The organism is Pseudomonas sp. RIT-562 (genome assembly GCF_026241895.1).
In the GTDB taxonomy this organism is placed as follows: domain Bacteria; phylum Pseudomonadota; class Gammaproteobacteria; order Pseudomonadales; family Pseudomonadaceae; genus Aquipseudomonas; species Aquipseudomonas mandelii_F.
On sequence record NZ_JAPJIV010000017.1, the window covers coordinates 1 to 14,870 of the forward strand.

11 protein-coding genes are annotated in these 14,870 nt (G+C 61.4%); 9 read left to right on the forward strand and 2 right to left on the reverse strand.

Annotated features, from left to right (window positions below):
- The first annotated feature begins 101 nt into the window (after positions 1 to 101).
- The 5 genes from mrdA to qhpG all read left to right on the forward strand — a co-directional run bounded on the left by mrdA (position 102) and on the right by qhpG (position 7,683).
- Positions 102 to 1,994 carry a penicillin-binding protein 2 gene (gene mrdA / locus ORL50_RS19635; protein WP_266017376.1) on the forward strand — a complete coding sequence of 631 codons (1,893 nt, stop codon included), beginning with the start codon at positions 102 to 104 and terminating at the stop codon, positions 1,992 to 1,994.
- Between the two features lie 107 nt (positions 1,995 to 2,101).
- On the forward strand, positions 2,102 to 4,006 hold the full coding sequence (locus ORL50_RS19640) for a sigma-54-dependent Fis family transcriptional regulator (protein ID WP_266017377.1): 1,905 nt from the start codon (positions 2,102 to 2,104) through the stop codon (positions 4,004 to 4,006).
- Complete coding sequence (locus ORL50_RS19645; RefSeq protein ID WP_266017378.1) at positions 4,006 to 5,724, forward strand: ABC transporter ATP-binding protein; 1,719 nt, start codon at positions 4,006 to 4,008, stop codon at positions 5,722 to 5,724. The genes ORL50_RS19640 and ORL50_RS19645 overlap by 1 nt, the downstream gene beginning before the upstream one ends.
- Entirely contained in the window at positions 5,714 to 6,391 is a 678-nt protein-coding gene (gene qhpE, locus ORL50_RS19650; RefSeq protein ID WP_266017380.1) for a subtilisin-like serine protease QhpE, read from the forward strand. Before ORL50_RS19645 ends, qhpE begins: the two co-directional genes overlap by 11 nt.
- Positions 6,388 to 7,683 (forward strand): flavin-dependent monooxygenase QhpG, encoded by a 1,296-nt coding sequence (gene qhpG, locus ORL50_RS19655; RefSeq protein WP_266017381.1) that lies wholly within the window; start codon positions 6,388 to 6,390, stop codon positions 7,681 to 7,683. The genes qhpE and qhpG overlap by 4 nt, the downstream gene beginning before the upstream one ends.
- 113 nt (positions 7,684 to 7,796) lie before the next feature.
- On the opposite strand, the gene ORL50_RS19660 is transcribed toward qhpG, so the two are convergent.
- The gene (locus ORL50_RS19660) at positions 7,797 to 9,287 is read right to left on the reverse strand and encodes an aldehyde dehydrogenase family protein (protein ID WP_266017382.1); all 1,491 of its coding nucleotides are present in this window, start codon (positions 9,285 to 9,287) and stop codon (positions 7,797 to 7,799) included.
- A 425-nt stretch (positions 9,288 to 9,712) separates the two neighbouring features.
- On the opposite strand from ORL50_RS19660, the gene peaA reads away from it, so the two are divergent.
- The 4 genes from peaA to peaD all read left to right on the forward strand — a co-directional run bounded on the left by peaA (position 9,713) and on the right by peaD (position 14,273).
- Positions 9,713 to 11,293, forward strand: a complete 1,581-nt coding sequence (peaA, locus tag ORL50_RS19665; protein ID WP_266017383.1) for a quinohemoprotein amine dehydrogenase subunit alpha — start codon at positions 9,713 to 9,715, stop codon at positions 11,291 to 11,293.
- 82 nt (positions 11,294 to 11,375) lie between these two features.
- Positions 11,376 to 12,806 (forward strand): quinohemoprotein amine dehydrogenase maturation protein, encoded by a 1,431-nt coding sequence (gene peaB, locus ORL50_RS19670; RefSeq protein ID WP_266017385.1) that lies wholly within the window; start codon positions 11,376 to 11,378, stop codon positions 12,804 to 12,806.
- A gap of 1 nt (position 12,807) precedes the next feature.
- Positions 12,808 to 13,131 (forward strand): quinohemoprotein amine dehydrogenase subunit gamma, encoded by a 324-nt coding sequence (gene qhpC, locus ORL50_RS19675; protein ID WP_008027961.1) that lies wholly within the window; start codon positions 12,808 to 12,810, stop codon positions 13,129 to 13,131.
- Positions 13,132 to 13,154: 23 nt separating this feature from the next.
- A complete protein-coding gene (gene peaD, locus ORL50_RS19680) occupies positions 13,155 to 14,273 on the forward strand; it encodes a quinohemoprotein amine dehydrogenase subunit beta (protein ID WP_266017394.1) in 1,119 nt (372 codons plus the stop codon).
- A 100-nt stretch (positions 14,274 to 14,373) separates the two neighbouring features.
- On the opposite strand, the gene ORL50_RS19685 is transcribed toward peaD, so the two are convergent.
- Complete coding sequence (locus tag ORL50_RS19685; protein WP_266017396.1) at positions 14,374 to 14,775, reverse strand: lysozyme inhibitor LprI family protein; 402 nt, start codon at positions 14,773 to 14,775, stop codon at positions 14,374 to 14,376.
- Positions 14,776 to 14,870: the final 95 nt, after the last annotated feature.

The following is a 14,870-nucleotide window of genomic DNA, read 5'->3' on the forward strand; positions in this document are numbered from 1 at the left end:
TCATCGGCACTTTTTGGTATGGTGCACCTCGTTTTTCAAGGGACTGCTATCAAGGCCTATGGACCGGCACTTCTTTTCAAATCCATAGAGCTCCTGCAGAAATGCCCGAACCGATACCGATCAAAGACCACGAAAAAGAGACGCGCCTGGTCAACAAGAGACTGCTGGCTTGCGCCTTGTTCGTTGCAGCGATCACCTGCGCACTGGTGGTGCGGCTGTATGTGCTGCAAGTGCTCGAGTTCGATTACCACTCCACGATCTCGGAAAACAATCGAGTCCATGTCCTCCCGATCACGCCGACCCGTGGCTTGATCTACGACCGCAACGGCGTGGTCCTCGCGGACAATCGCCCCAGCTTCAACCTGACCATTACCCGTGAACGTGCCACAGACGTCAAAGACGAGTTGGATCAGGTGATCGACCTCCTGCACCTGCCGCCTGAAGATCGCGGGTTGTTTGACAAGGCGATGAAGCAGGCGCGGCATCCATTCGTGCCCGTCACGCTGTTCTATGAACTCACTGAAGAACAGATCGCCATCCTCGCGGTGAATGAATTCCGCTTGCCCGGCATCGATGTCGAACCACAGTTCGTTCGTCATTACCCCATGGGCGCCCATTTCGCCCACTCCATCGGCTACGTGGGACGAATCAACGAAAAGGAATCCAAGGCGCTCGACTCGGTTGAGTACCGTGGCACCCAGTCGATGGGTAAAACCGGCATCGAGAAATTCTACGAGTCGCAGCTCCACGGCCACGTAGGTTACGAAGAAGTCGAAACCAATGCCCAGGGGCGAGTCTTGCGGGTGCTCAAGCACACGGACCCGGTCCCCGGTAAAAACATCGTCCTGAGCCTTGACGTCAAACTGCAGGAGGCCGCCGAACAAGCGTTGGGAGATCGCCGCGGTTCCGTGGTTGCGCTTGATCCGGCAACCGGCGAAGTGCTGGCCATGGTCAGCAAACCCAGCTTCGATCCCAACCTGTTTGTCACCGGCATCAGTTTCAAGGAATACGCCGCACTGCACGACTCCATCGACCGGCCGCTGTTCAACCGCGTTTTACGCGGCCTCTACGCCCCCGGTTCCACCATCAAGCCGGAAGTGGCGATCGCCGGGCTTGATGCCGGGGTAGTCACCCCCCAGACCCGCGTCTTCGACCCTGGCTACTATCAGCTCCCGGACTTCGATCACAAGTACCGCAACTGGAATCACAGCGGTGACGGCTGGGTCGACATGGACGCCGCGATCATGCGCTCCAACGATACCTACTTCTACGACCTGGCCCACAAGCTGGGCATCGATCGGCTGCACGATTACATGGCGATGTTCGGACTTGGCGAAAAGGTCTCGCTGGACATGTTCGAGGAGTCGGCCGGGCTGATGCCTTCCCAAGCCTGGAAGCGCGCCACGCGACGCCAGCCCTGGTTCCCGGGAGAAACAGTGATCCTCGGCATCGGCCAGGGCTACATGCAGGTCACGCCGCTGCAACTGGCCCAGGCCACTGCGCTGATCGCCAACAAAGGGGTGTGGAATCGCCCGCATCTGGCACGAACCGTGGACGGTGTTGCCCCTGTAGACGAACACCCGATGCCGAATATCCTGCTCAAGGATCCCAAGGACTGGGAGCAGGTCAACCACGGCATGCAGATGGTCATGCACGATGCGCGAGGCATTGCCCGGGCAGCTGCTGCCGGTGCGCAATACCGCATCGCCGGCAAGAGCGGCACGGCGCAGGTGGTCGCGATCAAACAGGGCGAGCGCTACAACCGGGCGAAGACCCTTGAACGCAATCGCGACAATGCCTTGTTCGTCGGCTTTGCACCGGCGGAACACCCGAAGATCGTCATCTCGGTGATGATCGAGAATGGCGAGGCGGGTGGGCGAGTTGCCGGTCCCGTGGTGCGCCAGATCATGGACGCCTGGCTGCTCGATCAGGACGGCCATCTGAAGCCGCAATACGCAACGCCGAGCAAAGTCCCAAGCGATCCTCATGTCTGACTTGCAAGCGCCATAAGGCACTTGCCAGCGCCCTGACGTTAACGTAAAGATGACGTCAGGGCGCTGAACTGAAAAAAGGCGCAAAGCGGACCGAATCGGAGCGCTTGATGACGCTAATAAAAACAACATCTCCCAAGCTGCATCGCGAAGCCCGGCTCGCCCGGGAGAAACTGCATCTTGAAGGCGAAGTACCGGATGGCGTGTTGCGTGCCGAGATCGATGCATCCTGGCGCCGCAGCCTGGGCCATGGCGTGCATTTTAATGCCAAGCATGAGCTTGCGCTCGAATCGAGCGCCAGCCTCGACGTGCTGCTGGCCAGCAACCGCTTGCTGATCGATGCTGCGCTGCCGGCCATTGATTACCTGGCCGAACGCCAAGGCAAGGAAGGGCTGATCATCCTGGCCAATTCCGACGCGACCATCCTCGCCGTCGAAGGCCGCGCCGATCGCTTGAAGGGCAGCGGCCTGCAGGACATCACCCTGGGCGCCTGCTGGAGCGAAGCCGCCCGCGGCACCAATGCGCTGGGCACAGCCCTGGTTGAAGCCCGGCCGACGATGATCGACTGCGGTGAACACTACCTCGATCGACTGACTGATTTTTCCTGTACCTCGGTGCCCATTCACTGCCCGCAAGGCGACATCCTCGGCGTGCTCGACCTCACCCGCGAAGGTCCGTTGGGCCGGGTTCACGACAGCACCGCACTGCTGGCAATGGCCGTCAGCCAGATCGAAAGCCGAGTATTCAACGCCAGCTACCCGGACGAAATAGTCCTGGCGTTCCACAGCCGGCGCCAGTACCTCGAATCCCCGTGGCAAGGCCTGCTGGCCGTCAGTCTGGGTGGGCAAATCCTCGCGGTCAGTGCCCAGGCCTGCCAGTTGCTGCATGCCGACCGCTCGGCCCTGGTGGGTCGTCGCTGCGAAGAATTTCTTGGAGTGGACGGCCTGCAACTGTTGTCCCGTTTGCACCAGGGTGGTGTCGGAAGCTTGCAGACCGCCAAGGGTGAATTTTTCTATAAAACCCTGCGCGCTCCGCAACGTTCAATCAACGTCAGCACACCTGCGCGCAGCACGCCCAAGACTGCCAAGTCACAACCGGATCTGGACGCCTTGGCCGGCAGCAATACGCGTTATGCCCGGGCCCTGCGCATGGCTCGACAGGGCCTGGCCAATGAGCTTCCAGTCTTGCTGCTGGGCGAAACCGGCACCGGCAAGGAAGTCATCGCCCGGGCTTTGCACATGGCTGGAAGTCGATGCGACAAACCCTTCGTGGCGGTCAATTGCGCGGCGATTCCCGAAGGCCTGATCGAGTCGGAATTGTTCGGCTACCGTGAAGGCGCATTCACCGGCTCACGTCGCGGCGGCATGATCGGGCGCCTGCAGCAGGCCCACGGCGGTACGCTGTTTCTCGACGAAATCGGCGACATGCCGCTGGCCCTGCAAGCCCGTCTGCTGCGTGTGCTGCAGGACCGCAAGGTAGCGCCGCTAGGCGCTGGTGAAGAACAGGACATCGACGTCGCGCTGATCTGCGCGACGCACCGTGACCTCAAGCGTCTGGTGGAAGAAAAGCACTTTCGCGAAGACTTGTTCTACCGGGTCAACGGCATCAGCGTCATGCTCCCCGCCTTGCGTGAGCGGGAGGATTTCAGCGCGCTGGTCGAGCGCCTGCTGAGCAAACTCGACGCCCCCGGCATGGTCTTGCATGACGACCTGATTCGCTTGCTCGCCGGGTATCACTGGCCGGGAAACATTCGCCAGCTGGAGATGGTCCTGCGCACGGCATTGGCCATGCGCGAAACGGGCGACAGCGTACTCACCCTCGACCACTTGCCCGACAGCATGCTCGATGAATTGAGCGCCAGCGAGCGGCCGGCCTCGGGGAGTATTCGCCAAAACGAACTGGAGTTGATTCGCCAGTCCCTGGATCAGCACCAGGGCAACGTCTCGGCGGCAGCGGACGCCCTGGGCATCAGCCGCGCGACCCTGTATCGCAAGCTCAAACAGTTGCGCCCGTGATGCAGCGCCTGATCGTGCGGCTGATCGACAGCCCCAACCCCGAAGCCCTGCAAACCGCCCTGCGTTGGCTCTACAGTTTTGTTCGCCCCCACCGCCTGGCCATCGCCGGCTTGCTTGGCCTGTCAGTGTGCGCCTCGTTGCTGGTACTGGTGCAGCCGTGGCTGACCAAACTGCTGATCGACGATGGACTGCTGGCCCGGGATTTCTCCATGTTGGTGCTGATCGCGGGTCTGATGATCGTCGCCGGGTTGCTGGGGACGGCACTTTCGGGGATCAACCGCTACCTGCACACGCGGTTGTCCGGGCGGATTCTATTTGCCCTGCGCGATGACCTGTATCGGCATTTGCAGACCCTCTCGCCAAGCTTCTACGGCCAGCGGCGCATCGGCGACCTGATGTCGCGCCTTGACGGAGATGTCGCGGAGATCCAGCGCTTCGCTGTCGACTCGTTGTTCTCGGCGGTGTCGAGTGTGATCGGTCTCGTGTGCGCCGTGGCCATGTTGTTGACTCTGTCGTGGAAGCTTTCGCTGCTGGCGTTGGTGCTGATTCCCCTGGACGTGCTCTGGTTACGCTGGATGCGGCGCAAGGTCGAACGTGATGTACGGCAACTGCGCGAGCGTTCGGCGGACATGTCTTCATTCATGGTCGAAACGCTGCCGGTCATGAAGTTCATCCAGTCTGCAGGCCAGCAACAGCGCGAGTCCCGTCGCCTGGAAACGCTCGGCCAGGGCTACATGAGCCAGTTGCTGCGCCTGCAAGTCACCGAGTTCTTCACCCAGGCGGTGCCCGGAACCCTGACTTCACTGTCTCGCGCCTGTGCATTTCTGATTGGTGGTTATTGGGTGGTCCAGGGTACCTGGCAGCTGGGCGCACTGATCGCGTTTTCCACCTATCTGGGCATGGCGGTCGGTCCCGTGCAAAGCCTGCTTGGCCTGTACGTCGCGATTCAACGCATGACCGTCAGCCTTGGACGGGTGATGGAATTGCGCGGCGAACAACCCACTGTCCTCACTCCGGTTGCACCAAAGCCGATGCCGGCCTGCGGCGATCTGCGTTTTGACAACGTGCACTTCACTTACCCGGGGCGGCCGTCGACCTTGCGCGGCATCGAGGCCTGCATTCCCTACGGCCTCAAAGTCGCCCTGGGCGGTGGGTCAGGCGTGGGCAAATCGACCCTCATCGACCTGCTGCAGCGGCATCACGACCCACAGGCTGGCCGGGTGCTGCTGGGGGAGGTCGACTTGCGCGAACTGGACCTGTTCCAGCTGCGCCGGCGCATTGCCGTGGTCAGCCAGGATATCGTGCTGTTTCGCGGCAGCCTCGCCGACAACCTGGCGTACGCAGTGCCGGACGCCAGTCGCGAAGCGATCGCCGAAGTGGCCCGCCTGGCACAGCTCGACAGCCTGATCGCCGCCTTGCCCGAAGGCCTCGACAGTCCCTTGGGCGAACGCGGCCAGCAATTGTCCGGTGGGCAAAAACAGCGCATCGCCATTGCCCGCGCTTTGTTGCAGGACCCGCTGATCCTGGTGCTGGACGAAGCGACCTCGGCGGTGGATGAAGCCACCGAGCGCGAGGTCATCGAAGCCATCGACCGGCTGTTTGCCGGGCGCACGCGCATCCTCATCAGCCATCGCCCATCAACCCTGGCCGATGCCGATCTGCGCTTCGAACTGCTGGACGGCGTGCTGAAGTCGAAACCGGTGCCACATGAAGCCTGAGCTGCGGATCGGCGTGGTCGACAGCGGGCATTCGGCGGCACAGCGGGCGCAGGTGATTGCCGGACGGCGCTTTTCGCTGCTCGACGATGCGCTGGTCGAGGGCGAACTACGCGACGATGCCCTGGGGCATGGCAGCGCAGTCGTGGAGGCCATCGGCCGCCGCGCACCGTCGGCAGTGTTCTGTGTGGCCCAGGTGTTCGACCAGCGCGGAGTCACCAGCGCCTTGCAGATCGCCACCGCCATTGACTGGCTGGTCGAGCAGGACGTGCGATTGATCAACCTGAGCCTGGGTCTGCGCCAGGACCGCAGCCTGCTACGCCAGGCCTGCACTGCGGCGGTTGGGCGCGGTATTTTGCTCTGCGCGTCCAGCCCGGCCCAGGGCGAGGGCGTGTTTCCGGCGAATTATCCGCAGGTGTTGCGAGTGACGGGCGATGCGCGCTGTGCCGAGCAGCAGTGGTCCTGGCTCGATAGTGCCAAGGCGGATTTCGCCGCCTGTGTGCACGGCACTTACCCGGGGCAATCCGGCGCCAGCCTGGGATGTGCGGCATTGAGCGGGCACATTGCCGGGTATCTGCAGCAGCAGCCCCAGGCCAGTAACCGGCAGGTTGTCCAGTGGCTGCAAGACAACGCCCGGTATCGTGGCCCTGAACGGCGCGGCAGGGCATGAACGCGATCGTCGTGCTCGGCGCCGGGCCGGCGGGGGCCGCCGTGGCACTGGGGCTGCGCCGCCTCGGTTATCCGGTAACCCTGGTCAGTGAATGGCGACGTTTCGCGGCGTTGGAAGGCGTGTCCACCAGGGTGCTCGACGCTTTGCGTGGCGCGGGGCTGCAGCGGGCCCTGGTCGAGGCGGCTTTACCCTCCCAGCGGCAGGTATCGTGGAACGGCGAGCAACATGCGCAGAACATCGAGTTTCTCTTGGACCGTCCAGCCTTCGATCGCGGATTGCGCGAAGACTTGCGCTTCGGCGGAGTCGAGCTGATCGAGGGGCGGGTGCTGACAGTGCAGTCATCGACCAGCGGACATCGAATCGAGATTGCAGGACGCGAGGCATTGGTTGCCGACTTCCTGGTGGAAGCCCGCGGACGTCAGGCGCCAGCCCTGGGCAAGGGGCTGCGCGGTCCCGAGACAGTCAGCCTGCTTAACCGCTGGCAGGACGCGCCGGGTCAAACCGCCAGCGCTGTGGAAAGCCTCAGGGATGGCTGGGCCTGGATGGCGCGGCGGGTGGACGGTCAGTGTTACTGGCAATGGACGGTTGACGTCGCCAGTGCCAATTTGCCGATCAAGGCGCAGTTGCTCGATTACTGTCGGCAAGTGCGTGAATCTTCAGAATTGGCCAAGGGTTTTTTCGGCTCCGGGCCGCAGCTCGATCTGCAGCTGCACGCGCGCAGCAGCACCGCGATTCTCAGCCCGCAGGCGTGTGGCGATAACTGGATACGCGTGGGTGATGCGGCGATGGCGGTGGATCCGTTGTCGGGCAACGGGATTTTTCAGTCGCTGTCCTCGGCTTTGCAAGCGCCGACGGTGATCAACACGCTGCTGCGCAAATCCGAGCGGGCAGCGCTGGCCCAGCAGTTTCATCAGCAGCGGGTAGAGCAGTTGTTCCTGCGCTTTGCGCGAATCGGCCGGGATTTTTACGCCGATGAGCAACGCTGGCTGGACCAGCCATTCTGGCAGGCACGGCGCGCTTGGCCAGATGCGCAGGTGGCTCATGCGCAGGCGGATTTCAGGGCGCTGAAAATTGCGCGTGCGCCGGTGCTCAAGGATGGTTTTGTCGATGAGGCCGAGGTAGTGATCACGCCAGATCAGCCGTTGGGGATCTGGCATGTGCAGGGGGTTGAGCTGGCGCCGTTGCTGCGCCGATTGTGGGTCGAGCCAGCCGGGCAGGCGCTGGCGGGGTTGTCGGCGGAGCAGGGGCGGGTGGTGCGCGGATGGTTATTGGCCCAGGGCTTCAAGCCCTAATATTGGCGGTGCCCTCGCTGGCCTCTTCGCGAGCGAGCCCGCTCCCACAGGGAGAATGCATTCCAATGTGGGAGCGGGCTTGCTCGCGAAGAGGCCAGACAGGCCACCACAAATCAAAGCTTGATCAACACCGACTTCAACTCGGTGTAATGCTCGATCGCCGCATACCCCATCTCCCTCCCGACCCCAGACATCTTGTATCCACCAAACGGCAATGCCGGGTCCAGCGCGCTGTGGCAATTGACCCACACCGAGCCGGACTTGATCCGCGGAATCATCCGGTGCACCGCCGCCAGGTCGTTTGACCAGATGCTCGCCCCCAGGCCATAGGGACTGTCATTGGCCATGCGCAGCGCATCAGCTTCGTCATCGAATGGAATCGCCACCAGCACCGGGCCGAAAATTTCCTCCTGCACCAGTGAGTGCTGCTGATCCACGTCGACAATCACCGTCGGCTTGACGAAAAACCCCGGCCCGAACTGTTCGCCGCCGCAGGCAATCGTCGCGCCACTTTGCCGGCCTTTTTCGATGTAGCCGTACACCCGTTCCTGCTGACGTGCCGAGATCAGCGGGCCCATGTCCACCGACGGATCAAGGCCGTTGCCCAGCTTCATGCCATTGGCAATGGCGGCGATGTCCGCCACCACGTTATCGAAGTGCTTGCGCTGCACATACAGCCGCGAGCCGGCGCAGCACACCTGGCCCTGGTTGAAAAAAATCGCACCGGCCGCCCCGGCAGCGGCCGTCTGCAGATCGGCATCGGCCATCACGATGGTCGGTGATTTGCCGCCCAGTTCCAGGGTGACCCGGGTCATCGAGTCCATGGCAATCTTGCCGATCTGCTTGCCCACTGCGGTAGAGCCGGTGAAGGTCAGCTTGTCCACCAGCGGATTATGCGTCAGCGCTGAACCTGCGGTGATGCCGGTGCCGGTCACCACATTGAACACGCCCTCGGGGTAACCTGCCTCCAGCACCAACTCGGCGAGCTTCAGTGCGGTCAGCGGGGTTTCGTCCGCAGGCTTGAGCACGACGGTGCAGCCGGTGGCCAGGGCTGGGCCGAGTTTCCAGCAGGCCAGCAATAGCGGGAAGTTCCAGGCGACGATAGCGCCAACCACACCCACCGCTTCGCGGCGAATGAAACTGTGGAATTGATCGTCAGGCATTAACGGCAACGACACTTCAACGCTGGACCCTTCGATCTTGGTCGCCCAGCCGGCCATGTAGCGCAGGAAGTCGATGGCCAGTTGCACGTCCATCACCTGGGCCACGGCGGCGCTCTTGCCGTTGTTCAGGCATTCCAGCTGCGCCAGCAGTTGGGCGTCTCGCTGCATCAGGTCAGCCAGCTTCCACAACAGGTTCTGCCGCTCCCGAGGGCGAGTGCGAGTCCAGGTCGAATCGTCGAAGGCATGGCGGGCAGCGAGTACGGCGCGGTCGACGTCTTCAGGCGTCGCCCGGGGCACCACGCACAACACCTCGCCAGTGGCCGGGTTGTGCAAGGGCATGGTCTGGCCGTCAGCGGCCTCGACCCAGTCACCCCCAATGAGCATGCGCGGAGTACGCTGGATGAACGCCGAAGTGGCAGGAAGCAGATCAGGAAGCGACATGATGAAACCTCGTCTTGTTCGTGTGGCGAGGTCCTTCGCAACGGTTGTGCCAGCTGTGCCTGTCTGGGTGAAAGGCCTGATTCAGTGCGGGTTGTTGGTTATTTACCAGTCCCCGCGAGGAGCGCTGGCGTCGCAAATTGCGACGCGGTGAGACATTCGAAGACTTTTGATCCTGGTTCTATGCTTGTCTCAGAGTGCAACAGATGTCTCGATATTAGACGCAGGCCAGCCGGTTCAGCAGTCGCCAATCAGCCGATATTTCCCATAACCATTTGATAAAAAACACTATTCATAAGCTGGCACGCTCCGTGTATTGCTCATCGCAGACGTTTCTCCTGCCCCCGAACGCGCTCAGCGCCGACGGCAGAAACCATAAAAACGATAAGCCACAAAAATAAGAAAGCACCGTGCGAGGTTCGACGTTGATGAAGAGAAAACTCCGATCAGGCATGAGCGCCAGCTTGCTAGCCGTAGCCGCCTGTATGGCGCTGCACTCGCCGCAAAGCCTGGCAGCTCGCGACGCCCCGACCATCCTCAAGGAAACCTGTCAGGGCTGTCACACCCCCGAAGCCGATAATGCCCTGAGCCGTATCAGCCACCAGCGCAAGACCCCCGAAGGCTGGCTGATGAGTATCGCCCGGATGCAAACCATGCACGGTCTGCAGATCAGCGATGACGACCGTCGCACCTTGGTCAAGTACCTGGCCGACACCCAGGGCCTGGCGCCGAGCGAGACCGACGGCGTGCGTTATGCGCTGGAGCGGCGACTTAACACGGTCGAGAAATTCGACGACCAGACCAGCCAGATGTGCGGCCGTTGCCACTCCGGTGCACGGGTCGCGCTGCAACGCCGTCCGGCTCAGGAATGGGAGCGCCTGGTCAACTTCCACCTCGGCCAATGGCCGTCGCTGGAGTACCAGGCCCTGTCCCGGGATCGCGACTGGTTCGACCTGGCGCGCAAGGAAATGGTGCCGTTGTTGGCCAAGCGTTATGCGCTGGACAACCCGGCCTGGAAACAATGGCAGGCCGTTGCGCCTAAGGCCGAGGCGTTTGTCGGCGACTGGAGCTTTAGCGGCCACCTGCCCGGCAAGGGTGAACTGGCCGGCGTCATGAGCGTGACGGCCGACGCCAGCGACACGTTCAAAGTCAGTGTCAAAGGCCAATACGCCGATGGCAGTCCGTTCAACGGCGACGGCAGCGCGATCCTCTACACCGGTTATGAATGGCGCGGCAACGTGACCATCGACGGCGTGACCATGCGCCAGGTGTTCACCGCGCAAGGCAATGCCATGCAAGGCCGGATGTTCGAAGCCGAGCATGATGAACGCGGTCTCGATTTCATCGCCGCCAAGCACGGCAGCAACCGTTTGCTCGCAGTGCAGCCGGGCTACCTCAAGGCTGGCACCGAGACCGAAGTAACCTTGATCGGCAGCGGCCTCAGCGGCAAACCGAACTTCGGCAAAGGCGTGGAAGTGCTCGAAGTCGTCGAGCAGAGTCCTGAGCGAATCAAGCTCAGACTCAAGGCTGCCGCCAATGCCCAGCCGGGCCTGCGCAGCGTCGCGCTGGGCTCCCTGAAAGGCCCGACCCTGTCGGTCTACAGCACCATCGCCCAAGTCAAGGTCGTACCCGCGTTCTCGGTGGCGCGGGTCGGTGATGGCGGCGGTTCGACGCCGAAAGTCCAAGGGCGTTTCGATGCTGAAGCGTGGGGCAAAGGTGCGGATGGCAAGCCGTATCGCATCGGGGTGTTCCCGGCGCAGTGGAAGGTCGAGCCCTTCGATGATCGCGCCAGGGAAGACGAAGACGTCAAGTTCGCCGGCACCATGCAGGCCGACAGTGGTGTGTTCACCCCAGGCGATGCCGGGCCGAACCCGCAGCGCAAAATGTCCACCAACAATGCCGGCAATCTCAAGGTGATCGCCGCCGTCGACGACTCGGGTAAATCCCTGACCGGCGAGGGCCAGATGATCGTCACCGTGCAACGCTGGAACAATCCACCCATTCCATGAGTTGGCTGATACCCAAGGCTTCAGACACTTTTTTGGAATGACCGCAGACCCCGCCAAGCGGCGGTTTGCACAGGAGGTTGCAATGGGCGCTATCTTGAATCTGGTCGAACGAAACCTGCACGAAGTGCACGTCGACGCTGACCGCATGCTGTTTCACATCCCCAGCAGTTCGCTGTTCGCCAGCGATGAGCTGACGGGCACCATCATCGATACCTTGCGCGGTCCCGGCTGTTCGTCGGAGGACCTGATCCAGCGTTTGGCTTCGCGCTTCAATGGCGAAGAAGTTACCGAGACCTTGCGTGAGTTGATGTCCCTGGAGCTGGTCAGCGACGGCTCGCCGCTGACTCCGGACATCGGCACCAAGCGCGTCGAGCGCACAGCGATCAATACCGTGGTGCTCAACGTCAACACCGGCTGCAACCTGAGCTGTACCTACTGCTACAAGGAGGACCTCGACAAGCCGTCGGCCGGCAAGAAAATGGACGTGGAAACCGCCATCGCCTCCGTGGAAATGCTGCTGCGTGAATCTCCGGACGAAGAACGTTTCACCGTGGTGTTTTTTGGTGGCGAACCCCTGAGCAATCGCAAGCTGATCGAGTACATGGTCGACTACTGTGAAAAGCGCTTTCGCGAGGCGGGCAAATTCGTCGAGTTCGTCATGACCACCAATGCCACGCTGCTCACCGAAGAGACCGTGGACTATCTCAATGCCCACCGTTTCGGTTTGTCGGTAAGTATCGACGGTCCGAAAACCGTGCACGACCGCAACCGCATTACGGTTGGCGGGCAGGGCACCTATGACGTGGTGCGGCGCAAGGCCGAAATGCTGCTGTCACGCTACAACAGCCGCCCGGTCGGCGCTCGAGTGACCCTGACCACGGGCGTCACCGACGTTGAAACCATCTGGGATCACCTGTTCAACGAACTGGGTTTTGCCGAAGTCGGCTTCGCCCCGGTGACCTCTGGCGACATCAGCACCTTCAACCTGAGCAGCGAGGAACTGATCGAAGTCTTCGCCAACATGAAGAAGCTCGGCCGGCGTTACCTGGAGGCGGCGCTGGAGCATCGCAATATCGGTTTCTCCAACCTGCACCAGTTGATCACCGACATTCACGAAGGCCACAAGAAAGCCCTGCCATGCGGCGCCGGTCTGAAGATGCTGGCGGTGGATCACAAGGGTGAACTGAACCTGTGTCACCGCTTCACCGGTTCAAGTTTGCCGACCTTCGGCAACGTCCACAGCGGCGTGAAGCAGGTGGAGTTGAACGACTTCCTTTCCCAGCGCCTGGACCGTACCAACACCGGCTGCGAAGACTGCCAGATCCGCAACCTCTGCTCCGGCGGCTGCTACCACGAGAGCTATGCCCGTTATGGCGACCCGACACATCCGACCTATCACTACTGCGAACTGATGCGTGACTGGGTCGACTTTGGCATCGAGGTCTACACCCGGATCATGGCCCACAACCCTGCGTTTATCAGCAGCTACATCACTCCGCGCAAGGCTCACTGATATGAAGCATCTAAAGGCAATCAATAATAAAGCGCTGAAACTCGACGAAGCCGCGGCAGAAAACCGCATCGAGGAAGTGGTCGCGATGAGTTCCGTCGCCGGTTGCGCCTCGACCACGGACCCGGGCTGGGAAATCGACGCATTCGGCGGAGTGTCGTCGCTGTGCCAGCCGATGGAGGCGGACCTCTACGGCTGTTCCGACCCGTGCTGGTGGCCGGCCCAGGTGCCCGACATGATGAGCACCTACCCGGACTGGAACAAAGATGCCCAGGCGTCCAACGACAACTGGCGCAATCTCGGGACTGTCTTTCCAAAAGACAAGTGATCGGCCTACAGAAGGATTTCAGCATGCCTCGCATCAATGCCTGCGGCCTGGCCGCATTCGCCATCCTGAACGCTTTGACGTTCACAGTCCTGGCCGATGACACCACCGCCCTCCAGGCCGGTCACGAATACATGGTGACCACCAATTACCCGAACAACCTGCACGTCATCGACCTGGCTACCGACACCCTGCTCAAGACCTGCAAGATGCCCGACGCTTTCGGTCCCGGCACTGTGCAGCTGTCGCCGGACCGCAAGACCGCCTATGTGCTCAACAACCACTACGCGGATATCTACGGCGTCGAACTGGACAGCTGCAAACAGGTATTCCACGCCAGCATCACCCAAAAGCCAGGCGAGAAAGCGAAGTCGATGTTTGCCTTCACCCTCAGTCACGATGGCAAGGAATTGTTCGCTATCGCCAACCCGACCTTGATGCTCAACGATCGCTACGAGGTGCAGCAGCCGCGGCTGGATGTGTACGCCACTGATGGAGGAATGGCGGCCAAGCCCGTGCGCAGCTTCCCGGCGCCGCGCCAGCTCACCATCATGCAAAGCGGCGACGATTCCACGCTGTACGTGGCCGGGGCGGATGTCTACAAGGTGGATGTGAACAGCGGCAAGTTCGACGTGCTGATCCCCAGCCGCCACTGGAAACGCGCCAACTACAGCGCGCCCGACGTGCTGTATGTGTGGAACCAGCAAACGTATCGCCATGACTTCTCGCTGCTCTACACCGCAGCGAAATTCAAGGACAAGAAGCAGGACCCGGCGACCGCCGAGTACCTCTACGGGCTATTCAGCGTCGATCTGAAGACCGGGAAGACAGAAACCACCGACTTCGGCCCGCTGACCGAAATCTACTTCAGCGGCATGCGCTCACCCAAGGACCCCAACCTGATGTTCGGCGTGCTCAATCGTTTGGCCAAGTACGATATCAAGGAGAAGAAAATGCTCCAGGCAGCGACGCTTGATCACTCGTACTACTGCATTTCTTTCAATAAGGATGGCAGCAAGATTTACCTGGCGGGAACGTTCAATGATGTGGCGATCTTCGACCCCGACAGCATGAAGCAGATCGGCAGTATCAAGTTGCCGGGTGGGGATATGGCAATTACCACGGCGCAGATATTTACCCGGTAACCGCGCTGCCTGATCCACCGCTATCGCGGGCAAGCCCGCTCCCACAGGTTCTGTAGGAGTGAGCCTGCTCGCGATAGGGCTCTTGAATACAAGCAAAAACTCACTGCCCGGGCACCGGACATCCCATATCTCCCTCCTGGCACTTCAAATAATTCTTGAAGGTCTCCACCCGCGCCCGGGTCAATTCGGTGATGCAGTTCCCGTAGATCAACGGATAAACACTCCCGCCATCAACCCCCGATGCGGAAAACTTGCACTCTGCATCCCGAAACGCAATCCACGAGCGCTGCGCACCGATCAGCAGCTTTTTGCGATCCGGATCACTCTTCAGCCGACCGGTAATCTGCTGGTACAGCGCATTCAATTCCTTGTCCGCCAACTGGTTCTGCTGAACAGCGCACTGGTTCATCGTCGCCTGGTCGGTGGCGTTATCACAATCCACAGCCAGGGCCAGGTGGGTGAACAGCAAGGGCGTCAGCGCCAGGAGAACGCGTGAATACATGGGATTTCTCGCTATGAGTTCGATAGGTGAAGGGCAGTTTAGTGAACCTGGCGAGTGCGATTGCCAGCGAATCATCCGCCAAGGGTTGATTACGA